Source organism: Schaalia sp. JY-X169 (genome assembly GCF_014069575.1).
Taxonomy (GTDB): domain Bacteria; phylum Actinomycetota; class Actinomycetes; order Actinomycetales; family Actinomycetaceae; genus Scrofimicrobium.
In genome coordinates this window covers 781,888-807,700 of sequence record NZ_CP059675.1, presented here as the reverse complement: position 1 = coordinate 807,700, position 25,813 = coordinate 781,888, and the positions used below count along the sequence as shown (strand labels likewise).

21 protein-coding genes are annotated in these 25,813 nt (G+C 59.5%); 4 read left to right on the top strand and 17 right to left on the bottom strand.

What is annotated here, in order from left to right; all coding sequences use genetic code 11:
• Positions 1 to 47 precede the first annotated feature (47 nt).
• The 3 genes from H2O65_RS03575 to H2O65_RS03565 form a co-directional block, all read right to left on the bottom strand.
• Entirely contained in the window at positions 48 to 983 is a 936-nt protein-coding gene (locus H2O65_RS03575) for an alpha/beta hydrolase fold domain-containing protein (protein ID WP_182142260.1), read from the bottom strand.
• A complete protein-coding gene (locus H2O65_RS03570; RefSeq protein WP_182142259.1) occupies positions 980 to 2,260 on the bottom strand; it encodes an MFS transporter in 1,281 nt (426 codons plus the stop codon). Before H2O65_RS03570 ends, H2O65_RS03575 begins: the two co-directional genes overlap by 4 nt.
• 144 nt (positions 2,261 to 2,404) lie before the next feature.
• Positions 2,405 to 2,806: a DUF3052 domain-containing protein gene (locus H2O65_RS03565; protein ID WP_182142257.1), complete on the bottom strand. Its 402-nt coding sequence runs from the start codon at positions 2,804 to 2,806 to the stop codon at positions 2,405 to 2,407.
• Positions 2,807 to 3,081: 275 nt separating this feature from the next.
• Here H2O65_RS03565 and aceE point away from each other — a divergent pair, with 275 nt between their 5' ends.
• Positions 3,082 to 5,781: a pyruvate dehydrogenase (acetyl-transferring), homodimeric type gene (aceE, locus tag H2O65_RS03560; protein ID WP_398397244.1), complete on the top strand. Its 2,700-nt coding sequence runs from the start codon at positions 3,082 to 3,084 to the stop codon at positions 5,779 to 5,781.
• Between the two features lie 100 nt (positions 5,782 to 5,881).
• On the opposite strand, the gene H2O65_RS03555 is transcribed toward aceE, so the two are convergent.
• The 6 genes from H2O65_RS03555 to H2O65_RS03530 form a co-directional block, all read right to left on the bottom strand.
• A complete protein-coding gene (locus H2O65_RS03555; protein ID WP_182142253.1) occupies positions 5,882 to 6,745 on the bottom strand; it encodes an HpcH/HpaI aldolase/citrate lyase family protein in 864 nt (287 codons plus the stop codon).
• The gene (gene hpaH, locus H2O65_RS03550; RefSeq protein ID WP_182142251.1) at positions 6,730 to 7,515 is read right to left on the bottom strand and encodes a 2-oxo-hept-4-ene-1,7-dioate hydratase; all 786 of its coding nucleotides are present in this window, start codon (positions 7,513 to 7,515) and stop codon (positions 6,730 to 6,732) included. The genes H2O65_RS03555 and hpaH overlap by 16 nt, the downstream gene beginning before the upstream one ends.
• A 91-nt stretch (positions 7,516 to 7,606) precedes the next feature.
• The gene (hpaD, locus tag H2O65_RS03545) at positions 7,607 to 8,755 is read right to left on the bottom strand and encodes a 3,4-dihydroxyphenylacetate 2,3-dioxygenase (protein WP_182142249.1); all 1,149 of its coding nucleotides are present in this window, start codon (positions 8,753 to 8,755) and stop codon (positions 7,607 to 7,609) included.
• A gap of 94 nt (positions 8,756 to 8,849) precedes the next feature.
• Positions 8,850 to 10,364, bottom strand: coding sequence for a 5-carboxymethyl-2-hydroxymuconate semialdehyde dehydrogenase (gene hpaE / locus H2O65_RS03540; protein ID WP_182142248.1), 1,515 nt, complete (start codon positions 10,362 to 10,364; stop codon positions 8,850 to 8,852).
• A gap of 20 nt (positions 10,365 to 10,384) precedes the next feature.
• Positions 10,385 to 11,089, bottom strand: a complete 705-nt coding sequence (locus H2O65_RS03535) for a GntR family transcriptional regulator (protein WP_182142246.1) — start codon at positions 11,087 to 11,089, stop codon at positions 10,385 to 10,387.
• Between the two features lie 2 nt (positions 11,090 to 11,091).
• Positions 11,092 to 12,663: a fumarylacetoacetate hydrolase family protein gene (locus H2O65_RS03530; protein ID WP_259349573.1), complete on the bottom strand. Its 1,572-nt coding sequence runs from the start codon at positions 12,661 to 12,663 to the stop codon at positions 11,092 to 11,094.
• A 163-nt stretch (positions 12,664 to 12,826) separates the two neighbouring features.
• On the opposite strand from H2O65_RS03530, the gene H2O65_RS03525 reads away from it, so the two are divergent.
• A complete protein-coding gene (locus tag H2O65_RS03525; RefSeq protein WP_182142244.1) occupies positions 12,827 to 14,233 on the top strand; it encodes an MFS transporter in 1,407 nt (468 codons plus the stop codon).
• A gap of 157 nt (positions 14,234 to 14,390) precedes the next feature.
• On the opposite strand, the gene H2O65_RS03520 is transcribed toward H2O65_RS03525, so the two are convergent.
• Positions 14,391 to 15,857: an NAD-dependent succinate-semialdehyde dehydrogenase gene (locus tag H2O65_RS03520; RefSeq protein WP_182142242.1), complete on the bottom strand. Its 1,467-nt coding sequence runs from the start codon at positions 15,855 to 15,857 to the stop codon at positions 14,391 to 14,393.
• Between the two features lie 195 nt (positions 15,858 to 16,052).
• On the opposite strand from H2O65_RS03520, the gene H2O65_RS03515 reads away from it, so the two are divergent.
• The gene (locus H2O65_RS03515) at positions 16,053 to 16,802 is read left to right on the top strand and encodes an IclR family transcriptional regulator (RefSeq protein ID WP_182142241.1); all 750 of its coding nucleotides are present in this window, start codon (positions 16,053 to 16,055) and stop codon (positions 16,800 to 16,802) included.
• Between the two features lie 211 nt (positions 16,803 to 17,013).
• The gene (locus H2O65_RS03510; protein ID WP_182142239.1) at positions 17,014 to 18,897 is read left to right on the top strand and encodes an FAD-dependent monooxygenase; all 1,884 of its coding nucleotides are present in this window, start codon (positions 17,014 to 17,016) and stop codon (positions 18,895 to 18,897) included.
• Between the two features lie 458 nt (positions 18,898 to 19,355).
• On the opposite strand, the gene H2O65_RS03505 is transcribed toward H2O65_RS03510, so the two are convergent.
• The 7 genes from H2O65_RS03505 to H2O65_RS03475 all read right to left on the bottom strand — a co-directional run bounded on the left by H2O65_RS03505 (position 19,356) and on the right by H2O65_RS03475 (position 25,812).
• Positions 19,356 to 19,877, bottom strand: coding sequence for an acyl carrier protein (locus H2O65_RS03505; protein ID WP_182142237.1), 522 nt, complete (start codon positions 19,875 to 19,877; stop codon positions 19,356 to 19,358).
• Between the two features lie 2 nt (positions 19,878 to 19,879).
• Positions 19,880 to 20,380: a DUF3145 domain-containing protein gene (locus H2O65_RS03500; protein WP_182142236.1), complete on the bottom strand. Its 501-nt coding sequence runs from the start codon at positions 20,378 to 20,380 to the stop codon at positions 19,880 to 19,882.
• Positions 20,381 to 20,489: 109 nt separating this feature from the next.
• The gene (gene def / locus H2O65_RS03495; RefSeq protein ID WP_182142234.1) at positions 20,490 to 20,981 is read right to left on the bottom strand and encodes a peptide deformylase; all 492 of its coding nucleotides are present in this window, start codon (positions 20,979 to 20,981) and stop codon (positions 20,490 to 20,492) included.
• A gap of 6 nt (positions 20,982 to 20,987) precedes the next feature.
• Entirely contained in the window at positions 20,988 to 22,826 is a 1,839-nt protein-coding gene (locus tag H2O65_RS03490; protein WP_182142233.1) for a proline--tRNA ligase, read from the bottom strand.
• A gap of 8 nt (positions 22,827 to 22,834) precedes the next feature.
• Complete coding sequence (locus H2O65_RS03485; RefSeq protein ID WP_182142231.1) at positions 22,835 to 23,377, bottom strand: hypothetical protein; 543 nt, start codon at positions 23,375 to 23,377, stop codon at positions 22,835 to 22,837.
• Positions 23,370 to 24,497, bottom strand: a complete 1,128-nt coding sequence (ispG, locus tag H2O65_RS03480; RefSeq protein ID WP_182142635.1) for a flavodoxin-dependent (E)-4-hydroxy-3-methylbut-2-enyl-diphosphate synthase — start codon at positions 24,495 to 24,497, stop codon at positions 23,370 to 23,372. Before ispG ends, H2O65_RS03485 begins: the two co-directional genes overlap by 8 nt.
• 52 nt (positions 24,498 to 24,549) lie before the next feature.
• Positions 24,550 to 25,812, bottom strand: coding sequence for an RIP metalloprotease (locus H2O65_RS03475; RefSeq protein ID WP_259349572.1), 1,263 nt, complete (start codon positions 25,810 to 25,812; stop codon positions 24,550 to 24,552).
• Position 25,813: the final 1 nt, after the last annotated feature.

Below are 25,813 nucleotides of genomic sequence, written 5' to 3'. Positions count from 1 at the left end.
AACCCTCGTCTGCCCCAAAACGCCGCCCAGCAGCTTGAGGGTGTCCTTCACCACTGCTTGGGCACTTCCCCATCCGCTAGGAAGTCCGCACTCACTTCGTAGAGGCGATCGACATCGTCAGCCACCATCGCCTCGAAGAAGGCGAAAGCATGGATCATGCCCGTGGCCACAATGAGGTGAGCAGAGGAACCCGCAGCCCTCATGGCCTCAACGTATGAGACGGCCTCGGAGAAAAGCGGATCGTACTCCGCCGCAATCACCAACGTCTCCGGCATCGCGGCGTTGAAGGGTCCGAGCCCGGGTGAAGCCTGCGCGCGGTCATCGCCCTCGTTGAAGTAGTTGTCGAAGTACCACTGAACCCGCTCTGCTGACAGGAAATAGTTCTGTCCGTAGGTGTCCATGGTCTCCCCGCTCATCGTGTAATCGAGGCTGGGGTAAAGCAGCACCTGCCGGTCAATAGGCGAACGCCACTCCCCACGTGCAACCCGCTGAGCGATGGACGCCAGCTTCGCCGCGCCACCCGAATCCGCAAACCCGTGGATCTTGCCCGTGACCCTCACGCCCGGCAATCCGTGACTTACCTCCTGAAGGGCCGCATACGTCTGTTCGAGGCCGATCGGGTATCGCGCCTCCGGAGACCTGGCGTAATCAACAGAAACAACCACCATCCCGGAAGAACCCGCTAAGCGGCGGGCCGAGAAGTCGTAAACATCGAGGTCTCCTGCCATATGCCCACCTCCGTGAACGAAGAAGACCACATCACAAGCTTCTTCGGGTTCAGGGATGTAGATACGCACCGGAATCCCACCCAGTGCTGATTCACGAACCTCTGCTACAGCCACCGCCGGGAGTGCGAACTGATTCAAACTAGCAAGCGCAGCGCGTGCTGAATCCGGGGTCGGTTGGACGCCCTCGGCGGCAGCCTTCACGACGAGTGGGTTCAACTGGTCCAGGTACTCGCGGAAAGCAGGATGAAGACTCATGACGCCACCGCCAGTGCATTCTGCTTCTTAAACCAGCGCCAGATCAAGAATGTCCCGATCAGGAATGTGGCCTCCGCAAAGACGATGAAGATCATCGGGGCCACTGAGACCGGGATGTTCGTGCCCGCTACCAACCCACCGGTGGCATCTGCGATCGCGGCGAAAATCATGATGATGACGACCGACCCCGCGTAGCTAACTGCCCAGAAGATGGAGAACGTCACCGCGATTTGGCGAGGTGTGACACCCGGTCGAATGAACGCGGTCTGCACGAAGAAGGGCATTGGGAAGAAGATCACGAAGCCAAGGATGACGCCGATGAGAACTTCAAGGCGATGCCCCGACATCGCCAGTACTGCGGCGGCAGCAATCACTTGCGCGAGGGCGCACCACACAACAACAAGTGGCTTGGTCGCGTTGTCTGTTTTTGCGGATACTACCGTGCCGCTCAGTGCCCCGACGATCCCCGCGTAAACCACCCAGCGGATCGTCGACGGATCCATGAATGTGAATGCGACGATGTAGTAGCTCAAGAGCCCGGTATATGCGAGGGCGAAAACCCAGTTGAACCACTCTTTGAAGCCATCCTTCATCGTAAAGGAAGTGTCCTGGGCCACCTCTTGCGCGGGTTCCGGGCGCAGAACCATCTTGGAGACGATCCACCAGGCGACGAGAAGGATTAGAGACAGCGAAGCAGCAATGAGGACGCCAATGATCGGCCGCCCCACCACCATTCCACCGAACGTCATGGCAACCGCGAGGCCGGTGTTGAAGGCAACAGAGCCGATACCGTTGGCGATCTGCAAATCGCGGCCGGTGAGGACCTTCGCCGCGATAGCGGACCCCATCACAACCATGAGGGCTCCACCAAGCCCCATTACGAAGCGGATGAAGAAAACCAACGGGAAAGCCTGAGTAAGGGAAACCAGTCCGCCGAAGACGATCAGTGCGCCGGCCAGTGCATAGGAGTTACGAATCCCCATCCGCACAATGACATTGGCAGCCACCAGGGATCCAACGACCTGCGCGAGCGTAATCGCGTTGGTCATAACCGCAGTTCGAGAAGCGCTAAACCCCAGGCTCGTCACATACATGTCGCCCCAGTTCCAGGCGAGGGCGAACAGCATGTAGCTGGTGAAAGTGGTTGCGACCAGCAGGATCTTGCGCGATAGAGAAAGATCAGCGTAGAGGTGGCCAACCATGTCGGCCATGGAAGTTGATGTGGGAGAGCCCGCCTCAGAAGAGGGAGATTTGGGCACCTTTGCAACGTTCGACATTGTCGTGTTCCCTTGGGTAGTGCCGTCCCAATGGCGGCAGACACCTAATGTAAGCACACGCCAGTACCCCCGAGGCGTCAAGTCGACAAGTGTCTCAGCAGTTGTCCAAAGTCAGAACACTGCCAGCCGTAGAGTATGCGCTATCTACCTCTTGCGAGGGCGCGCCACCAGGCGCATTGCAGCCCAATCAGGAGCCACCGACGTTGCGGTCGTAGCCTTGAGGCCCGCGGTCTTCGCGGCCTCAGCAACCTGGTCGATCGGGACAGACGACTTCCGCCCCGGCTTCGGCGTCATCACGTAGACGATGCCACCGGCATCATCCAGGTTTGCACTGGCATCCATCAGGACATCAGCCAGGTCCTCTTCAAACGCATCTTCTTCACGCCACCAAATGAGGACACCATCAACCATGTCCTCGTAGTCCCAGGCGACAATGGTTCCGCCGGTTTCCTTTTCAACGGTTGCCCGCAAAGTGTTGTCCACGTCCTCATCAAAGTAGAACTCTTGCACTACTTGACCAGGAGCAAACCCGAGGCCCTCGCCCACCTGTCAAACCACCTTCCGAATGGATACAGTTACTACCGATCAGATACTGCTCTGACCGATAGATCAAACCCTATTCTATAGCGGCGCGGTCGGTGCAAATGAGACGCTCAATTTGTCGGTGAGTCCAAGTTCATGGCCCGAAAGTCCCAGATCTGTCGCCAAGTCGGCCCCGATTGTTGGACAATAGGACTATGCCAGCCCACTGAACGTGGGCACTCAAGACTTCAAGGATGTGGTTGCTAGTGACTCCCCTGAACCGGCCAGTCGTAAACGGAATGCTCAGCCAGGTACCCGACAACGACCCCGATGAGACGCAGGAATGGATCGATTCTCTCGAGGGCCTTATTGCAGAGAAGGGCGCGCCTCGAGCTCGTTACCTGTTGCTGCACATGTTGGATGAGGCCCGTCGTCGTGACGTGTCGATCCCGCTTGAGACAACAACTCCCTACATCAACTCCATTCCTGTAGAGCAGGAACCTTACTTTCCCGGTGATGAGGCAATGGAGAAGCGCTATCGCATGTGGATCCGCTGGAATGCGGCCGCAATGGTGACCCGCGCTCAGCGACCCGGGGTTGGGGTCGGCGGACACATCTCTTCTTACGCTTCAGTTGCCACTTTGTACGAGGTCGGACTGAACCACTTCTTCCGCGGCAAGCAGCACCCCGGCGGCGGCGATCACATTTTCTTCCAGGGTCACGCCTCCCCCGGTAACTACGCACGCGCGTTCGTTGAGGGGCGCCTTACCGAGGACGATCTGGACGGATTCCGTCAGCAGGCTTCGACGGAACACGGTCTCCCCTCTTACCCGCACCCCCGCCAGCTTGACTGGTTCTGGGAGTACCCGACCGTGTCGCTCGGCCTCGGCCCCGCAGCCGCTATCTACCAGGCGTGGGTTGACCGTTACCTGCACCTTCGCGGCCTCAAAGACACCAGCCACCAGCACACCTGGGCATTCCTTGGTGACGGTGAAATGGACGAGCCAGAATCACGTGGACTCCTGCAAATGGCAGCAGTTCAAGGGCTGGATAACCTTACATTTGTCGTCAACTGCAACTTGCAACGCCTTGATGGTCCTGTGCGTGGTAACGGACAGATCGTCCAGGAGCTGGAGGCATTCTTCAAGGGTGCTGGCTGGAACGTCATCAAGGTCCTCTGGGGCCGTGGCTGGGACCAGTTGCTTGCTGCAGACAAGGATCACGCCCTCGTCAACCTGATGGGTAACACCCTGGACGGCGACTACCAGACCTTCAAAGCCAATGATGGCGCTTACGTGCGTGAGCACTTCTTTGGTCGGGACCCACGCACCAAGGCGATGGTTGAGAACTGGAGTGACCAGCAGATTTGGGATCTGCGTCGTGGTGGCCACGACTACCGCAAGGTCTATGCAGCCTACAAGGCAGCGATGGAACACACCGGTCAGCCCACCGTGATTCTGGCTCACACCATCAAGGGCTACGCCCTCGGCCCGTCGTTTGCTGGCCGCAACGCAACCCACCAGATGAAGAAGCTGTCCGCAGACGATGCGAAACTGCTACGTGACCGCTTGCAGATTCCGATCACGGATGAAGAGCTGGATGCAAGCCCGGGCGCTCCGCCCTACTACCGTCCTGCCGAAGACGATCCGGCACTGCTGTACATGAAGGAACGCCGTCACGTCCTCGGCGGATACCTGCCGGAGCGTCTGCCGAATGACCCGAGGTGGGAGACCATTCCGGACAAGCCTTTCAAGTCACTTGAGAAGGGGTCCGGAACCCAAAAGGTCGCCTCGACAATGGCGTTCGTTCGCGCACTGAAGGACCTGATGCGGGACAAGGAAGTCGGCAAGTACGTTGTGCCGATCATTCCGGATGAGGCGAGAACGTTCGGCCTCGACTCAATCTTCCCGTCAGCAAAGATCTTCAACACCCACGGGCAGAACTACACGTCGGTCGATGCCGACATGATGCTTTCCTACAAGGAGTCCACCGAGGGCCAGATTCTGCACACCGGCATCACCGAGGCCGGATCAGCAGCGGCCCTGCAGGTTTCGGGTACTGCTTACACGACCCACAATGTCCCCTTGCTGCCGGTTTACATCTTCTACTCGATGTTCGGATTCCAGAGGACAGGCGACCAGTTCTGGGCGGCGGCCGACATGTTGACCAAGGGTTTCGTGGTTGGCGCAACCGCTGGCCGCACCACCCTGACAGGTGAGGGCCTGCAGCACCTTGATGGCCACTCGCACCTGCTGGCGTCAACAAACCACGGCTTCGTTTCCTATGATCCGGCGTACGCGTACGAAATCAAGTACATCTTCAAAGACGGTATCAAGCGGATGTATGGCAAGGACGACCCGCGTGACCCGAACATCCTCTACTACCTGACGGTTTACAACGAGCCGATCGTTCAGCCTGCTGAGCCTGAGAATCTAGATGTCGAGGGCGTTCTGCGCGGTATCTACAAGGTGGATGACCACACGAATAACGGGGGCCTCAAGGCACAGATCCTCGCATCGGGTGTGGGCGTGCCGTGGGCTCGCGAAGCTCGTCGTCTTCTTGCTGAGGACTGGGGTGTTGACGCAGCCGTTTGGTCTGTGACCTCATGGAATGAGTTGCGGCGCGACGGGGTTGAGGCCGATGAGCACAACTTCTTGCACCCGAATGAGGAGTACCGCCACCCCTTCATCTCCCGCCAACTGGCTGGAACCGAAGGCCCGTACGTTGCGACATCCGACTGGTCCACCATGGTCCACGACCAAATCCGCCCATGGATCCCGGGCCGCTACCTGACGCTGGGCACAGATGGCTTCGGCATCTCGGACACTCGCCGCGCTGCACGCCGCTTCTTCCACGTTGATGCTGAGTCGACAGCCGTGCGAGTCCTGCAGGGACTGGTTTATGACGGGAAGCTGGACCACTCTGTGATCCAGCAGGCTATCGACAAGTACGAACTGTTCGATTACTCAATCGATGCGGCTCCGCGCCTGGAGAACTAACACTAGTCGCTCCAAGTCCGTGCGGACCCGTGAAAATGCCCCGGTTGGCTTCGGCCTTCCGGGGCATTGTCACACCCAGCCCTGCTGGAAGTACGCGTGACTAATAGGCTGCGGCCTCGGAAACGCCCACTTCCGGCACCCACTTTTGCGCCAGTGCTTCACTGCCCCGGGCCACCATGGTCACATCGGCGCCAACAAGGATAAAGCGCACTCCCCCGGCGATGTAGTCTTGCGCAGCATGAGTGTCAAAGGCATTAACGCCCACCGGTCTGCCCAAGGCGCGACCTCGGTCGACCACGGACATTACTGCCGAAACCACGTCAGGATGGGTCTGGCGACCAATCAGGCCCATGGATGCAGCCAGGTCTGACGGCCCCACAAACACGGCGTCAACTCCGTCAACCTGCATGATTTCTTCCGCGTTTGAAACGCCCTCGGCAGTTTCAATCTGCACGGTGACACTCACGTAGTCGTTGGCGTTCTCAAGGTAGCCGGGGACTCGCCCCCACCGACCGGAACGTGCGAGGGCGCTACCAACTCCTCTCACTCCAGCCGGCGCGTACCTGGCAGCGGCGACGGCCGCCCTGGCTTGGTCAGCGTCGGAAACCATCGGAACCACGATGTTCTGCACACCCAGGTCAAGAACCTGCTTGATCGTCACCGGGTCGGCGCTGGGAACACGAATGGCCGGGGTGATGGGGTTGGCAGCGATGGCTTGGAGCTGCATCTGCATTTGGGCAAGGCTCAACGGCGAGTGTTCTGCGTCAATCAGCAACCAGTCCAAGCCCGATCCCGCCGCAATCTCCGCCATGACACTTGAGCCCGAACAGAGCCACATCCCCACCAGGGGGCGGTCACCGGTTTCCGCAAGCAACCGTCCCAGTGTCTTTGGGAGCGCCGGACGCGGCTGGCCCAGTCCTTCGCGATGCGGCTGAACAGGCTCCGGGTCTAAATGAAGCGGCATGAGATTGTCCCCAGAGGTCCGTAGTCAGCCAGGATCGTGTCGCCCTGTTCCACCCACATTGGCCGGGTGAAGGAGCCAGCGAGGACGATATCGCCCGCCTTGAGACCATCGCCGTGCTGCGCCAGCTTTCCTGCCAACCATGCAACCCCCGTGGCGGGATGGTTCAACACGGCGGCCGCAACGCCGGATTCTTCGATGGTTTGGTTACGGTACAGCAGTGCGGAAACCCAGCGGAGATCAACAGCGTCGGGCGCGACCGGATTACCTCCGTAGACCATTCCCCCCATCGCAGCATTATCGCTGATGGTGTCCACGATCGTACGTCCTTGCATTTCGATCCGGGAAGAAAGAATCTCAAGGGCAGGAACCACGTACTCTGTCGCCCGAAGCACATCAAAGATCGTCACATCAGGACCGGAGAGATCCGTCTTCAGAACAAAGGCCAGTTCGACCTCGATCCGCACATTGGAGAAGCGGTCGAATGGGATCTCCCCACCATTGTCATAAACCATGTCCTCGAAAATCGCACCGTAGTCGGGCTCGGTGATTCCCGTTGCAACCTGCATGACTTTGCTGGTGAGACCAATTTTGCGTCCCACAAGGCGCCTGCCGTCGGCAATGCCGCGCTGAACCCACTTGGCCTGGACCCTGTAGGAATCTTCAACAACCATGTCTGGGTATCTCGCGGTGAGGAGCGGGACCATCGTGCGATCGGCCTCGGCCTGCGCCAGTTCATCCGCAATCGCGGTCAGTTGTGAATCGTCAAGCATTCAAGAACCCTTCGTCAGTAAGACCTACTAGAGGACAATTGCAACAAGCCCGGGCGCGTGACTCCGTTGTCACCACGCCCGGACTCGCAACTTACAGCTGGTTACCCAGCTTGAACTCACCGAGCTTCCACTCCGGCATGGAATCGTCCTCATCTTTGCGAGTATATGAGAATCCGTCGGCGCCAATGGTGGCCTCCAACTCGCTCTCATCCGTGCGACCCACTAGGGGCTGCACGTTGTCGTCAAGGTCGAGGACGCGTGACGCATCACGGTACCAGCTAGGCACAACCGGGGTGCCCCACCAGTCGCGGCGCTGGTTATCGTGAACATCCCACGAAACCTTGGGGTTGTCCGGATCGCCCGTGTAGTAATCCTGCGTATAAATCTCTACGCGGTGCCCATCGGGATCACGAAGGTACAGGTAGAAGGCATTTGAGACCCCGTGACGGCCAGGACCACGCTCAATGTGGTCCGAGAGCCGCAGAGCACCGAGCTTGTCGCAAATCGCTAGAATGTTGTGCTTCTCGTGGGTCGCGAAGGCAATGTGGTGCATTCTAGGTCCATCGCCACCGGTCATTGCAGTGTCGTGAACAGTTGGCTTGCGACGCACCCAGGCTGCGTAGACCGTTCCGTCCTCGTCGACAATCTCTTCAGTAACGCCGAAGCCCAGGTCTTCCATGTATCCAACTGCCCGGGGGACGTTCGGAGTCACCTGGTTGAAGTGGTCAAGTCGCACCAGGGCGCCGGGCGTGTAGAGCTGGTAGTCCCACGCGAGGCGCTTCTCATGGTCGACGTCGTAGAAGAACTCGTACGGGAAGCCCAGCGGGTCCTGAACCCTGACTATTTCTCCCATACCGGCAACAGTTCCAGCAGGAACGCGCTCCACGCGGCAACCCAGCTCTTTGTAGAACTCCTCAGCCTTCTCCAAATCTTCAGGTGTGCGAACCCGGTAACCGAAGGCACGAATCGCGGCCGTGTCACCCTTGCGCAGGATCAGGTTGTGGTGGATGAACTCCTCCAACGACCGCAGGTAGACCTCGGTGTCATTCTCTTCCGTAACGACCAGCCCGAGGATGTCGGCGTAGAACTTCTTTGATTCCTCCAAGTCCGTAACCACCATGTCCATGTACGCTGCGCGCAGGATGTCCGGGGGTGGGGCAACCGGGGTGGGAACCGGATCGGAACCAAGGATGACCTCGGCGTCTAGGTAATCGGGGCTGACCTTCTTGTCTTCACTCATGAGAGCACCTTTGCTTTCTATTCTTGGCGTTGTGGCGTGAGGGATTGGACGAGGGCGGAGCTAGGAGTCGCCCTCGTCCCGGTACTTCGTTGCGTTACTGCTTGCCCAATGACGGGTTGTGGACTTTGTCGAGGTTGATGTGCACTGCTTGCTGATCGGTGTAGAAGTCGATGGAGCGGTATCCGCCCTCGTGCCCCAGACCCGAGGCCTTCACGCCACCAAATGGCGTTCGCAAGTCGCGGACGTTGTTGGAGTTGAGCCACACCATCCCCGCCTCCACATTCTGAGCAAAGTTGTGTGCCCGCTTCAGGTCGTTGGTCCAGATGTAGGCAGCCAGCCCGTACTTGGTGTTGTTGGCCAGTTCGAGCGCTTCCTCATCAGTGTCGAAAGGCGTGATCGCCACAACCGGACCGAAAATCTCCTCCTGGAAAATCCTTGCGTCCGGGGCCACGTCAACAAAGACTGTCGGTGCAACGAAGTTGCCCTCTGGGAATCCCTCAGGTCTGCCACCGCCGGCAACCAGTCGCCCTTCTTCCTTGCCGATTTCGACGTAGCTCATCACCTTGTCATAGTGCTCAGGATGGACGAGGGCGCCCACCTCGGTGGTCGGATCGGAGGGTAGACCCACTTTGACGTTCCGGGCCTGCTTCGCGTACTTCTCGACAAACTCGTCGTAGATGTCGCGCTGAACCAAGATGCGGCTCCCCGCCGTGCAGCGCTCACCATTCAGGGAAAAGACGCCGAAGATGGTGGCGTCGACAGCATCGTCGACGTTCGCGTCGGCGAAGACTACCGCCGGGGACTTCCCACCCAACTCCATGGAGAGGCCCTTTAAGAAAGGAGCGGAGTTTCCGAAAATCAGGCTGCCAGTTGAGCTTTCACCGGTGAAGGAAATTAGGGGAACATCGGGGTGCTTGACCAGGGAATCCCCTGCGCTTTCACCAAAGCCGTTGACCATGTTGAAGACACCTGCGGGGACTCCGGCCTTCTCAAAGATCTCCCCCCACAGCGACGCTGAGAGCGGGGTGAACTCCGCGGGCTTGAGGACGACTGTATTGCCTGTGGCCAGGGCGGGCGCCAGCTTCCAAGACTCCAGCATGAACGGGGTGTTCCACGGCGTGATCAGGCCAGCAACCCCGATGGGCTTGCGGTTGACGTAGTTGATCTGGCGACCGGGCACCTTGTACACGTCATCCGTCTGAGCAACGATCAGATCCGCAAAGAACCTGAAGTTCTCTGCGGCGCGGCGTGCCTGTCCAAGCGCCTGCGTGATGGGAAGACCGGAGTCGAAGGACTCAAATGCCGCTAGGCGCTCATCTTCTGCCTCGATCAGATCCGCTACCTTGTGAAGGATTCGCGAGCGTTCCCGCGGCAGCATTTTCGGCCACGGACCCTCTTCGAATGCCTTTTTCGCAGCGGCAACAGCGCGTTCAACATCGGCCTTCTGGCCCGATGCTGCATCAATGTAGGACTCGTTGGTGACGGGGTTGATGACCTCAAAAGTCTCTCCCCCAAGAGAGGGCACGGCCTCTCCGTTGATGTAGTGCAGGATCTGGCTGGGTAAACCCTGTGGCACAGCCATTTCGGGCGCCACGCTAGCTTCCGACATTTGCTCTCCTAATAGTCAGATTAATCCAAGTCCAGTGAGGCTTGGTCGTGTTGGCGAATCAGATAGGCGTCCATGGTCGCCAATCGGTGGGCGCGTACTGCCCGTTCGATTTCCGAGGGCGGAGCCCCCTGTTCAATGAGCTCCAGAATCGCAGAGTGTTCCCGTACCGACTCCCTTGCCCGACCGGGGACGAATGAGAATGTCGACTCCCGAAGGTTGCCGAGCACCGCCCATTCTGCGTGAACCAGATCGGTGAGCCGCAGGTTGTGACAACCCGTCAGCAACGCCGAGTGGAACTCTTGGTTCAAGACTGTGAAAACGCGGGGATTGAAGTCATCCAAGGTTCCCCGCATTACCTCGTTGGTGCGGCGCGCCCGCTCTAACTGTTCCGGCGTGATGTTCGGAGCCGCAAGCGCGGTTGCTGCCCCTTCCAGAACCGCCAGTGTTTCCATTGACTGTGCGTACTGGCGATCATCGATCATCTTGACGCAGGCGCCGATGTTGCGTTCGAAGGTCACGAGGCCTTCGGCTTCGAGGCGCCGAATCGCCTCACGAACTGGAACGACGCTCATGTCGAGTTCGGAGCCAATGGAGGCCAGAACCAGCCGGTAGCCGGGTCCATACTGGCGCGAAAGAATCCGTTCCTTGAGTGTCAGGTAGGCGTGCTCTGCCTTTGAGACCGAGGCCTTCTTCTTAGGCTTCGCGGCTTTCTTTGGTGCATTCACTGCTACTGGCTTTTCTTCCACTGTTCGTACCGGTCCTTCCACTCTTCGTTCATTGGGAAAAGACCGTCGACGGGATTCCCCTCTGCGACACGTTGCGCAACCCAAGCGTCGGAATCTTCGGCTGCTTGCGCGCCTTCCACAACCTGTTTCACCAGGTCTTGGGGAATGACGAGGACGCCATCGCGGTCCCCGACAATGATGTCACCTGGCTCTACAGTGGTGCCCCCACACGCCACGCTTCCACCGACCTCCCACGGGAAGTGTTTGCGTCCGAGGACAGCCGGGTGGGCGCCCCGGGTGTAGACGGGGATGCCGACTTCTGCGACGGCGTCGTAATCACGGACTCCCCCATCGGTGACGATCCCCGCTGCGCCCAGGCTGTTCGCACGAATGGCAAGAATATCGCCGAGGGTGCCGGACCCGGCCTCGCCCCGAGCTTCGATCACCACAACGTCGTCGGGCTGGAGGGAATCGAAGGCACGCTTCTGAGCGTTGTAGCCACCACCGTGTTTCGCGAAGAGGTCCTCACGGTTGGGCAGGAAGCGCAGAGTCTTGGCGATGCCGACCAGTTTCTTCTCTGGATGCATGGCGCTGACACCGTCGATGCTGACGTTGTTCAGACCCATTTTGCGAAGCTGTGCGCTGAGTGCGGCTGTTGGGAGTCCCAGCAGCGACTCCTTGAGGTCTTCGGTAAGGGTAACCTCCGGCGTGGATTCTATAGGCGTGGTTCCCCACGCCTCGGCGATCTGCACCTCGTCGGTCTGGGGGACATCTCCCAAGCGGGGATCAAAGTCATGGTCATCCTGGGTAACGGTGGTGAGCAGTTCGCCCGAGCTGATTCCGTTTGCCACGACCTCGACCGTTACCGCATCACCTGGTTCAACTACGGAAGACCCAGCGGGGGTGCCCGTGAGGATGATGTCCCCGGGTTGAAGGGTGAAGTGCTGTGACAGGTCTGCAACTATCTGCGGCAGTGAGAAGAACATGCCGGCACTGGAGTCCTGCTGGGCGAGATTTCCATTGACCTTGGTCGTGATGGCGATATCCGCAGGGTCGAGGTCGGAGGCGCGAATGAAGTTTGGCCCAATCGGGGTGTAGCCGTCCCCGCCTTTGGAGCGAACATTCGAGCCCTTATCTGCCTTGCGCATGTCGTAGATGCCGAAGTCATTTGCGGCGGTTACCCAACCGACATAGGACCACGCGTCGGCGGTGGAGACCCAACGGGCAGGCTGCCCGATAATCAGAGCGATTTCCCCCTCGAATGCCAACAGGTCTGCTCCCTTTGGCCTGGATATATCTGCGCCAGTTGGCGCCAGGGAGCTGACGGGCTTAAAGAAGTAGGAGGGGTTCTTCGGCTTGCGTCCCCGCTGCTCAGCCCGCGAGTCGTAGGAAAGGTGAACCGCGATCACCTTTCCCGGCTTTAGCGGCAATTCTGCTATCGCACGCTGATTGGCTGCCTGCATGTCGCTCATACCGACCTCTTCTATTACTTCGAGTTCTATCGCTTCGCGTCCAACTGAAACCTGAAGATCACGTCGAGAGCCATTGCTACGCGAATCTGCAGTGACTAACATCGGTCATCCTTCTTTGGAGCCAACTGGGCCTTCATGCGAGAGAGTTTGCCTCGAATTTGGGAAATGCTCTTGCGTCGTATTCCAAATGATATACGATGTGTTCACGATGAGCAAGCCAAAGATGGCTCGCTCTCCGCACAACTCGACAAGGGAGTAACGAGTTATGACACAAACCGACTACGTCATCGCCGAGGGTGAGCCCACTGTTAGGCCGCCCAGCCTCCGCAAAGTCTTCAAGGAGAACCCTGATCAGGGCCGCGTCATCGCGGCGACCGTCATTGGTACCTCTCTGGAGTGGTATGACTTCTTCGTATACGCTGCGGCAGCCGGACTCGTGTTCAGCAGGCTGTTCTTCGAACCGGCTGGGCCAAATGCCGCAATGCTTCTGTCATTTGCGACGGTTGGAGTTTCGTTCCTGTTCCGCCCGCTGGGCGCCGTGATTGCCGGACACCTCGGTGACAAGTACGGGCGCCGTCTGGTGCTGGTACTGACACTGTGGACCATGGGGGCCGCTACTGCCCTGATTGGTCTTCTACCCACCTACGCCTCCATTGGTATCGCTGCACCAATCCTTCTTGTCCTACTCCGCGTCCTCCAAGGAATCTCCGCAGGCGGAGAATGGGGAGGCGCCGTACTTATGGCGGTGGAGCATGCAGCTCCCGGACGTCGCGGCCTACTTGGCGCACCCCCACAGATCGGCGTCCCGCTCGGTCTGCTGATGTCTTCCGCAGTCATGGCAATCATGGCGTGGATTGCGCCGGGAGAGGCATTCTTCGAATGGGGTTGGCGTGTCCCCTTCCTGCTTTCAGTGGTACTTGTGTTTGTTGGCTACTGGGTCCGCAAGTCCGTTGAAGAAAGCCCCGTTTTCAAGGAGATTTCTGAGCGCAAGCAAGAGACGAAGACTCCTCTGGTCGTGCTGCTCAAGAATTTCCTTCCCCTAGTTATCATCGCGGCCCTAGTCTTTGCCGGAAACAGCGCGGTGGGCTACATGACCACGGGTGGGTTCATCCAGGCCTACGCCGCAAATCCAGATGGTCCTCTGGGGCTCGATCGGCCCGCAATCCTCTGGGCGGTTGCAGGTGGCGCCGTAGTTTGGCTGGCCTTCACCCTCATTGCAGGATGGGCGTCGGACTTTATAGGGCGGCGTAACACCTACTTCGTTGGTTGGGTGTTGCAAGCGATCGGCGTCCTCGCGCTGTTCCCGCTGATAAACGGGGGAACAGCGATGTGGCTACTCGCGGGCCTTGGCTTCCTGAGCATCGGACTCGGTTTCACCTACGGACCGCAGGCAGCTTTCTACGCGGAGTTATACCCGGCGTCGGTTCGTTTCTCTGGTGTATCCATCTCATACGCTCTCGGCGCTGTACTCGGCGGGGCCTTCTCACCCCTCATCGCCCAGGCACTGCAGCAGCAAACCGGTTCGTGGCACGCCATCATGGTGTATCTGCTCATCATGACCGCAGTGGGTTTCCTGGCGACGCTCGCACTGCGAGACCGGTCGCGAATCCCCTTGGGTCCCGACCATGAGGCGGAGCAGGCAAAGAGCCCGCTGGTCTGGAAGAAGGACTAGCAGCCGACGTAGCAAACGGGCCCACCGTCCGATTTGCGAAATGTATATGGCGGGACGAAATGTGCGTCTGGGGTAGATACCCCAGACGCACATTTGCTCCCCACGTATACATTTGGGAAAGAAGGCTGGACCGCGGCCCGACCGCGGCGCGCTACAGCTACACGAATGGGTTCGGCGACAGGGTGTACTTGGTCTGCAGGTACTCTTCGATGCCTTCCGGTCCGCCCTCACGTCCCAACCCCGACATCTTCCATCCTCCAAACGGAGCAGCAGCGTTGGAAACCACACCCACGTTCAGACCCATCATGCCGGTCTGGATCGACTCAATCAGACGTTGCGCCCTCGCAAAATCACGGGTGTATGCGTAGGAAACCAGACCGTACTCTGTAGAGTTCGCGAGTGCGACCGCGTCCTCCTCGGTATCAAAGGGAACGACTGCAAGAACAGGACCGAAAATCTCCTCTTTGAGGATGTCCGAGCCCGCAGGAACGTTTGAGATCACGGTTGGTTCAATGAAGCTTCCCGGACCGGGGATCGCCACCCCACCAATCTTGAGTGTGGCCCCGCGTGCGGTCGCATCCGCAACCAGGGCGACGGTCTTCTCAACAGCACGATGGTCGATGAGAGGGCCGATGACAACGCCCTCGTCCGTACCACGGCCAACCCGCATTTCCCGGACTCGTTCGGTCACTTTCTCTACGAACTCGTCAACTAGAGGTCGCGCAACAATGAACCTGTTGGCGGCAGTGCACGCCTGACCAATGTTGCGGAACTTGGCCTGAATTGCGCCCTCCACAGCATCGTCGAGGTCGGCGTCCTCGAACACGAGGAACGGGGCGTTGCCACCCAACTCCATGGACGTACGCAGCACCCCGTTTGCGGCCTGCTTGAGAAGCTGCTGGCCAACTGGCGTTGAGCCCGTGAACGATACCTTTCGCAGCGCTGGGTGATCGATTATTGCGGCGGACACATCGACGGAATGATCCGTGGGAATGATGTTGACGACTCCGGCAGGCACGCCTGCCTCTTCCAGGGTTTGCGCCAAGTAAATGGTCGTGAGGGGGGTCAGCGCCGCCGGCTTCACGACAACTGTGCAACCTGCAGCGAGTGCCGGAGCGATTTTGCGCGTGCCCATTGCCAGCGGGAAGTTCCACGGGGTAATCAGGAATGCAGGACCGACCGGGTGCTTTGTGACAATCATGCGTCCCGTACCTTCGGGGTTTGATCCGTAGCGACCACTTATTCGCACGGCCTCCTCGCTGAACCAGCGGAGGAACTCCGCGCCGTACGCAACCTCTCCCCTGGCTTCCGCAAGCGGCTTGCCCATCTCGATCGTCATCAGCAAGGCGAAATCCTCCTTGCGTTCCTGGACCAGATCGAATGCCCTGCGCAGGATGTCTGCACGGACGCGGGGCGGGGTCGCGGCCCAGGCGGGGAATGCCCTGTCGGCAGCTTCAACTGCGTCGATCCCATCCTGTACCGAGGCACTTGAGATCTCCTTGAGGATCTCTCCGGTTGCGGGGTCGCGGACAGGTAGCGTGTTCCCGTCCGACGATGCGCGCCACTGCCCGTCAATGAGTAGTTGACTTTCTATCTTCTGCAGCAAATCTTTTTCAGCGTTCATGAACCATTCTCTTCACGTCGAGACAATCGGCGAACCCGGGGCGATCATCAGCGGTCGTTCCCCGGTCTGGAGCGAGGGCGCCACTGCCATCCACCTATACTGAACACAGCAACGCCTATACCGAATCGTATACGATCGCCATCGTGTAGACAATCCTTTGTGCGAGACCCTGCAGCATCCTAGAAGGAGGCCACTGTGACGCCCACTCCCACGGGCACCCCCACGGATACCCCGGTTGGGAACACCGGCGCGGGTGAAGGACTAGCAGGAACGCTGAGCAGAGGGATCCAAGTACTCAAGCTGGTGGCTGCCTCACCGTACCCCCTCGCCCCCGTGGCCATCGCGGACGAGGTCGGAGTATCCCGAGCCACTGCCTACCGCCTACTACGGACACTCGAACACCACGACCTCGTCGTGGCAACACCTGATGGTCGCTATGTGCGCGGGCCCGGACTTGGCCCCCTAGCCGCAGCAACGCAACGCAGCCTGCGCCAACTTGCCGCCCCAACGCTACGTAACCTTGCTGATCGAACTGGTCTCACAGCTTTCATTGCCATGCAGGATCAAGACGAGTGCGTGACACTCCTCAGCGCAACCCCAGAGGGGTTTACAACCTCCATCAGCCAACCCACGGGATCGCGTCACCCAGTCTCAAGCGGAGCCCCAGGAAAGGCAATTCTCTCCATAGTGCCCCGTGAGGATTGGCCTCTCCCACAAGAGCAGGCAGACTCGTTAGAAGAGGAGATTGAGGCCATTTGGCAACGGGGATTTGCCGTCAGCCACAACGAGGTACTCCCCGGAGTTAGCTCCGTGTCTGTGCCATTTCAGATTCCGGGAGAACGGCCCTGTGCCGTAGCTCTGCTCTGCACGGACCAGTCTTACGACCCCGCGGATTTAGCGGCAGATCTCAAGCACGCCGCGGCAGAAATCGAGAGCAGGGCGTAGCAGCACGCACGACGGTGGACCGGGCGCCGGGACCTCGGGCTACACGCCGCAGGAGGTTACGCCTCGTGGAATCAGGAAGTCTATGGATTTATGTTGCACGCCGGTCACGTATCATATACGATCTGTCTCACTGGGTGCGGTGAAGCACCTGCTGACCTTCCGATGGAAGACAACTTTAATCCGATGGAAGCCAACTTAAAGAGGAGTTGCAGTGCTTTTCCACCACCACGGTTATGTCTCAGAAAACCCGCGAACCAAGCCAACTGAAGAGGGCCACAGCCACGCCGACCAGCTTCCTGATAACATCGACGTCCTGATTGTTGGCAGCGGCCCCGCGGGAATGATCCTGGCTGCGCAGTTGTCAACGTTTCCTTCCATCACGACACGGATGGTCGAGCGCCGTCCTGGACGCCTAGTTCTGGGTCACGCCGATGGCATCCAAGCACGTTCTGTTGAAACCTTCCAGGCTTTTGACTTCGCTGAGCCCATCATCCAAGAGGCCTACCACCTCACGCAGATGAACATTTGGGGCCCCGACCCAGACCATCCCGAAGAGATCATCCGCACCGGCGTAACTATCGATGACGAAACCGGGGTCAGCGAGTTCCCTCACCTCATTGTCAATCAGGCCCGCGTCCTCGACTACTTTGCGGAGTTCGCAGCGAACTCTCCCAGCCGCTTCAAGCCGGACTGGGGTTGGGAGCTCACAGATCTGGTTGTTGGGGACGAGGGCGAGTACCCAGTCCGCGTGGAACTGTTGGGTACCGCGGACTCCAACAAGGACGAGAAGAAGACGGTCCACTGCAAGTATGTGGTCGGGGCCGACGGCGCACGTTCTCTGGTTCGCAAGAAGATCGGTCGGGAACTAAAGGGGGGCCAGTCGAACCACGCGTGGGCGGTCATGGATATCCTCTACAACACCGACTTCCCGGATATTCGCACCAAATGCGCCATCCAGTCCAAGGCCGGATCGATTCTGCTCATCCCCCGTGAAGGCGGATACCTTGTACGCCTCTACGTAGATCTTGGCGATGTTGCCGAGGACGATGGCGGCAAGGTCCGCGAAACCAGTATTGATGATGCCATCAAGAAGGCGAATGACATCCTCTACCCGTACAAGGTGGACGTTAAGAAGGTTGCGTGGTCATCCGTATACGAAGTCGGCCACCGGGTTACAGACAAGTTCGACAACGTACCCGCAGACTCGGATGACATGCCGCGTGTCTTTATCGCCGGGGATGCTTGCCACACCCACAGCGCAAAGGCTGGTCAGGGCATGAATGTCTCCATGCAGGACACCTTCAACCTTGGTTGGAAGCTGGCGTATGTGCTGACAGGGCTTGGCAAACCCCTCCTGTTGGACACCTATTCAGCAGAGCGTCAAGAGATCGCACAGAACCTCATCGACTTCGATCGTGAATGGTCTTCAATGATGGCCAAGAAGCCAGAGGATTTCAAAGACAAAGACGAACTAGCCCAGTTCTACGTGTCCACCCAGGAATTCCCCATGGGGTTCATGACACAGTACCGCCCCTCCGTGCTGACGGAGCCGGGCCAGAGCCAGGCGTTGGCAACCGGCTACCCCATTGGCAAGCGTTTCCATTCGGCGCAAGCAGTGCGGGTTGCGGACGGAAACAAGGTGCATTTGGGTCACCTTCACAAGGCTGATGGACGGTTCCGCATCTATGCCTTTGCTGATCAGGGCGGACTTGCGAAGAACTCCGAAATCAGCCGATGGGCGGAGTGGATGAAGACCGACCCGTCCTCACCCATTGTCAAGTACACACCACGCGGTGCTGATTTGAACTCGGTGTTCGATGTGAAGGCCATCTACCAGGACGACTACACGGACATCAATGTCCATAAGGCGCCCTCGCTGTTCCTCCCAGAAGTCGGCCCATACGGGATCGAGGACTTGAACAACGTCTTTGGCGGGGGTCTGCGCACGGACATCTTTGACGAGCGTGGCATCGACACGACCGAGGGGGTTGTCGTGGTGGTACGGCCCGATCAGTACGTGGCAGCGGTGCTCCCCATGAGTGCTACCGAGAGACTGTCGGAGCTCTTTGACGGCTTCCTCGTCGAGGCGCTCTAGCGTAGACACCAGTAGCGCTCTGACCGGGCACCAGTAGCGCTCTAACCCAGTATGGCGTTCACGGGCAGGGCGTTGGTGTTCCGGTCTGCCCAGCTCGGCCCGGCCCGGCCCGGCGAGTGTTAGGGAGCCGGGCCGGCTTGCATAACGCTGTCATTCGAAGTCGAGTCGGGCCTGGCGGGCTCCGCATGGCCTGGCGGGCTCCGCAACGGCGCGGGTCCAGCAATACGGAGCGTGCTTGGCCTTACGGAGCGTGCTTGGCCTTACGGAGCGAGTTTGGTCGACATAACACTGTGATTTAAGGCCCGATCGAGCCAAACACGCACCGTTTGGCTCAACACGCACCGTTGGGCCGGGTTGGGCCAGGTTGAGTTGGGTTGGGCCAAGGTAGGTGGCGCCGTAACCCCGGCGCGCCACGCAGCGGCAACGCCACGATCTGGGGTTTCAGCAGCCGACCCTGTCTACGCCTGATCCCTCGGGGCATCGAGGATGTCGCGGGGGGTCTGCCATGACTCAACAACTGGATCCGGGAACTTCGCGCCAGCAAACCGCTCCAGTTCAGCCACCAGTGCCCACAGTGGCAAACCCTGGATGTCCAGGTCGGTCGTCAAGCTCGCATCAAGGTCGAAGTCGTCGCTAGACATCCCGTTCAGGTCACAGATCGTTGCGATCAGGGTGGACTCAAACGTGGGGTCCGCAACTGCCGCCTCTGAGTTAGCGGAGATCCCAGTTGGCGTCGAAAGGGAAGCCGATCCTCCGGCGGTTGAGGTCTGTTGGGGGTGGCCTTGGACGGCGGTTGTGGCCGGTTGGGAATGCCCCTGACCGTTGGCGGGAGGCTGTCCGCCAGCAAGGTTACCGCCGACGAGGACGTCCTGGTCACCACTGTCCTTCTCCGGAGTTGGCGTTGCACCGTCCGATGGGGCTTCCCCTTCCCCACCGAACAGTGCCGCAAGATCGCCAAACTGCTCGCCAATTGAGCTCATGGTTACCCCACCCTGTGGAGCCAGCGCACCGGGGCGCCCGCACCTGCATAGCGGAACGGCTCTAACTCATCATCCCAGGCTTGACCCAACGCCAAATCGAGAGCGTCGCGCAGATCTGCGTAGTTACTGGAAGATTCCACTGCGGCACGAATCCGGTCCTCTGCAACCACCACGTTGCCCGCAGAGTCCATCTGATAGTGGAAGATCCCCAGCTCCGGGGTATGCGCCCAGCGTGATCCATCAGAATCACGTGACGCCTCTTCCGTCACCTCATAGCGAAGGTGTTCCCAACCCCTCAGGGCAGAGGCGAGGCGGGCACCAGTACCAACTTCACCGGTCCACGACAGCTCCGCGCGCATCATGCCGGGGGCTGCTGGTTGATCTGTCCATTCCAGGCGCACTTCACGCCCCAGCGCCGCACCGGCCGCCCACTGTACGTGCGGCCCAAGAGCTGGGGGGACTGAGTGTATGAACAACACACCCCGGGTTAACGTTCCTAGCATCGCTACCTCCAGTTGGAATCAAGGATCGTCTTCCCCAACGTTCTTGATCACCCAAGTGGTGTTTGCGATGCCTCTAGGTTATCCCAAACGCGCCCGGTACGAAAAGCCCTCAGAAGTCCGCGTTGCGGATCGCCTTCAATGCCTTACGCCTCGTGGCACGGTCCAGCCTGTCAATGTAGAGCATTCCCTCAAGGTGGTCGGTTTCGTGCTGCAAGGCGCGGGCCATAAGCTCTTCACCTTCCACCACAACCGGCTTCCCGTCGAGGTCGATTCCCTCAACCCGTGCGTACCAGGCACGCTCCGTCGGGTACCACAGGCCCGGGACCGAAAGACACCCCTCATCTCCGTCCTGGTACTCCTCCGTTGACACCTCGACCAGCCTGGGGTTCAGCACATAACCGATCTCATCATCAATGTTCCATGAGAAAGCGCGCAGCCCAACGCCGATCTGGGGTGCCGCAAGCCCCGCGCGGCCATCCATATCAACCGTCTCAAGCAAGTCCTCAACCAGGGAACGCACCCGATCGTCAATCTCTGTGATCCACTCGGTTGGAGTGCGGAGCACCGGGTCCCCGATGACGCGGATTTCACGAATTGCCATATCCTGCTACTTCCCTTCCAAGGCCGAAAGACCCGCGTTCTCCGCGGCAACAAGTGCATTCCGCGCAGCCGTTACAGCCATAAACGCCGCCTCCACCTTGACCTCTTGACGCTCACCTGAACGCCGTTCACGCAATTCGACCACGCCGTCCTTCAACCCGCGACCGATCACCACCGAAAGTGGAATCCCCAGCAGCTCTGAGTCCTTGAACTTCACGCCCGCTGAGGCCGAACGGCGGTCATCCAGCACAACATTCAGGCCGGAAGCGTCAAGATCTTCAGCCAAGACCCGCGCCGCGTCCTCCAGATCAGTTCCCTTACCGGCGACGATGACATCAACATCAAACGGTGCAACAGAGGCCGGCCACGCCAGCCCTTTATCATCGTGAGTCACCTCAGCAAGTGCAGCTAGGGCCCTAGAAACACCAATGCCGTACGACCCCATGGTGACCGTGCGTGCCTTGCCGTTTTCGTCGAGGACGGTGAGGCCGAGCGCTTCCGCATACTTGCGACCCAACTGGAAGATGTGGCCGATCTCGATCCCTCGGTTGAGACTCAGGGGTCCCGAACCATCCGGAGCCGGGTCGCCCTCGCGAACATCCGCTGCTTCGATGTATCCATCCGCCTCAAAGTCGCGTCCCATCACGAGGCCGGTGGTATGAAGGTCCTTCTCATTTGCGCCGCTAACCCACACGGTTCCCGAAACGATACGAGGATCAACCAGGTAGCGCACGGAACCCGAAGGGTTGCCGTCCTCGTCCACAACGCGTAGCGCCGAGTTCGGCCCAATGGCCTGTGGGCCGATGTAACCGGCAACCAACTCGGGGTGGGTCTTGAGGTCTTCCTCGGTTGCCACCTCGACCTCGAACGGCGACAGAGAAGCCTCAAGTCGCGTCATGTCGATGTCGCGATCCCCCGGAATACCAACGACAAGTAGCTCCCGTTTGCCATTCCCATCGATGACAGTGAAGACAACGTTCTTGAGGGTGTCCGAAGCCTGCCAGGGACGATCTCCGCGCGGAGCGGCCTCATCCAAGACCTCAACCAGTGTCTCGATTGTGTCAGCACCCGGAGTCTCAACGACGCGGGTCTGCGCCAGTCCTTCGGTTGGGGACGGCGTGGGCGAGGGCGTTGTGACGGCCTCGGAGTTAGCCACGTACCCACCCGGAGAAGTCACGAACGTGTCTTCGCCAACCGGGCTGGGCAGCAGGAACTCTTCTGAACGTGAGCCTCCCATCGCACCGGAAACGGCAGAGCAAATCACGTAATCCAAACCTAGGCGCGTGAAAATCCGCTCGTAGGCGGCCCTCTGCACCATGTAGGAATCGTTCAACTGGTCATCGGTGAGGTCGAAACTGTAGGCGTCCTTCATGGAGAACTCACGCCCACGCAGCAGCCCACCCCGGGCCCGCGCCTCATCGCGGTACTTCACCTGGATCTGGAACAGGGTGAGTGGCAGTTCCTTATAGGACGACACCATCTCTTTCACCAGCAGCGTGAACATCTCTTCATGAGTCGGCGCCAGCAGGTAGTCATTATCGCGACGGTCCTTGAGTCGGAACAGGTTGGGACCGTAATCAACCCAGCGGTTGGTCAACTTGTAAGGCTCGGCTGGAAGAAGGCCGGAAAAGAGGACCTCTTGCGCCCCAGCCCTGCCCATCTCCTCGCGGATAATCGCCTCAATGTTGCGCAGCACCATGAGGCCCAGCGGCAGCCAAGTGTAAATACCAGGGGCAACGCGGCGGATGTACCCTGCCCGAACAAGCAACTTGTGGCTCCCGAGCTCAGCTTCGGCCGGGTCTTCCCGCAGTGTCTTAACGAACAGCTGCTCCATTGTCGTAAGCATGTAACTCCCTAGTCTTTCAGTGGGTTCTTAGCTTGCCCCACGGCGACCTGGCGCCGAAATCCGTGCAGTTTTGCGCTGGTCACCACGGCGCTGGTGGCGAGGACGACCGAGGTCGCAAAACGCCCTCGTACCCCGTCTAGAACCGCGTAACGTTCACGCACGTGGATCATTGTTCCCCCGCTGACCGGGCGCAATGCCACGGCCACTGTAGCGCGGAACAGGTCTTGGTCGTGGTCATCATCGCGGGCGGGCATCACTGCCTCCCAGACAATCAGGTCCGGCGCCTGCCGATAGACAACCGCCAACTCTGAATCAAAGAGGTCCCCGTAGAGACTTTGCAGCTCGAGGGCGAGCGGCCACACATCCTCCGGGGTCCCCGAAACAACTACGGCTCGGTCACCCTGAACAGCTGCGGTTGGGAGCAGCAAATCCCCGGGCATGGAGACCTGCGCTTGCGACGCGGTCAAACCAACCCGAGCTGGGAAACCCATATAGGCCAAAGCGGCCAAACTGGCAGCCGGAATGAGGACTGCCTTTGCAAGCTTACGCAAGAACCTCGACCTCGCCATCCCCGGCCTCAAGACCCATTTCTTCAGCAAGCACGCCAGCGTGGCGGATCAGAGTCTCAACAATTTGGTCTTCGGGCACTGTCTCAACGACCTCGCCCCGAATGAAGATCTGTCCCTTGCCGTTGCCGGAAGCGACACCCAGGTCGGCCTCACGCGCCTCCCCCGGACCATTGACAACGCAGCCCATCACAGCAACTCGCAGGGGCACGGTAAGGTCCTTCAACCCCTCGGTCACCTCTTCAGCCAAGGTGTAAACGTCAACTTGGGCGCGCCCACACGACGGACAGGAAACAATCTCCAGGGTGCGTTCGCGAAGGCCCATCGACTGGAGGATCTGCAAACCAACCTTGACCTCTTCAACCGGCGGTGCTGAAAGGGAAACCCTAATCGTGTCGCCAATGCCTTCCCGCAGAAGGGCGCCAAACGCCGTGGCAGACTTGATGGTCCCCTGGAAGGCCGGACCGGCCTCGGTGACACCAAGGTGAAGGGGCCAGTCCCCGGCCTCGGACAAAAGCTCATAGGCACGAATCATCACGACGGGATCATTGTGCTTCACGGAAATTTTGAAGTCGTGGAAGCCGTGCTCCTCGAACAGGGACGCTTCCCAGACGGCGGATTCCACCAGGGCTTCCGGCGTCACTCCCCCATACTTGGCGTACATGCGACGGTCCAGCGAACCCGCGTTGACACCGATACGCAACGAGGTGCCGTGATCCGTCGCAGCCTTCGTGATCTCAGCAATCTGGTCGTCAAACTTACGGATATTTCCGGGGTTGACCCGCACCGCCGCACAACCGGCCTCGATAGCCTGAAAAACGTAGCGGGGCTGGAAATGAATGTCGGCAATAACCGGAATGGTGGACTGCCTCGCAATGATGGGCAGCGCTTCCGCATCCTTGTCAGTCGGGCATGCCACGCGCACAATGTCGCAACCAGCAGCGGTCAGTTCCGCAATCTGCTGCAACGTCGCACCAATGTCGTACGTCTTGGTCGTAGTCATTGACTGAACCGAAATGGGGCTGCCCCCGCCAACCGGCACATCTCCGACGTGGATGAGCCGAGTCTTCTTGCGGGGAAACGGCGTGTCTTTAACTTTGGGCATACCCAGGGAAACTTCACTCACCAAGCCATTATCCCACCTAGTTGCCGCCAGGTTACGCGAACGTAATTGGCTTCACGAGATCGGCGACAACCAGGATCACTGTCATCACCATGAGAACTGCGAAAACCCCGTACGCGAGCGGCACCATTCGTGCCGTATCCGCGGGTGCGGGGCGTGGTTTACCAGTCACTTTTGCGCCAACATTTCGTGCCCCACCCCACAGCGCACCGGCCACGTGGCCGCCGTCAAGTGGCGGCAGAGGGATGAGGTTGAAGGCGAAGAGTGCAACGTTTAGTGCAGCCAGCAAGGACAGCATCAGGGCTGCACGATCAAGGAATGACATACCGCCGGGGATGCCAGTCCCCGCCGTGGAATCACTATCTACTGCCGTGGGTGCTCCCGCAATATCCCCGGCCAGCCTCGCTACCCCAACCACTGAAATGACCCCCGAAGAATCCCTTTCCTCACCGGTAAAGAGGGACTGGACCAGATCAAACAGACTCACGGGTAGCGCGACGATGGCCCGCCCGGTTGCACTGACCTGCATCCACACGTTCTCAGCGACATCAGCGGGTGTTCCACGCTGACGTTCCACCGCGCTGACAATCCCTACGTAGCGTGTGCCGTCCTCGCGCAACTGCGGTTCCACCACTAGGTTTACGGGGCTCCCCTCACGAATCGCGACCACATCTACCGGACCGTCAGTCGCTTGGATCGCCTCCGTGAGACCTTCCCATGATTCAACGGGTCGGCCATCCCACTGGACAATCTGGTCCCCCGCTTCAATACCTGCGGTGACCGCCGGGCTCGCCGTACCGTCCTCGGCATTGCGCACTTCAGCAATGTTTGTCGAGGGCACATTGAAGCCTATTCCCATAACCACAATCGCGATGAGAACAACTGCTATCAGCAGGTTCATGACAGGACCCCCCGCCATAACCACCAGCTTCTGAGGGGTCGACAACCTATAGAACGGCTTCCCTGACTGGCCGCGACGGGCCGCGTCATCAAGTTCCGCGCCCGACTGCTGCCGGGCCATTTCCGCAAGCGTCAAACTTCCGTCAGCCTTGGTCTTACGCCCGTTTCCATTCGGGAAGTACATTCCAAGGATCCGCACGTATCCACCAAGCGGGAGGGCTTTGAGACCGTACGTGGTGTCACCCTTCTTAGTTTTCCAGACAGTTGGCCCAAACCCAATCCAGTATTCGGGGACGAGGGCGCCAAACTTCTTTGCGGGCAGCATGTGCCCAAGTTCGTGCAGGGCAACGGAGATCATCAGCCCGACAATGAGGATGACCAGACCGACGATGAACACG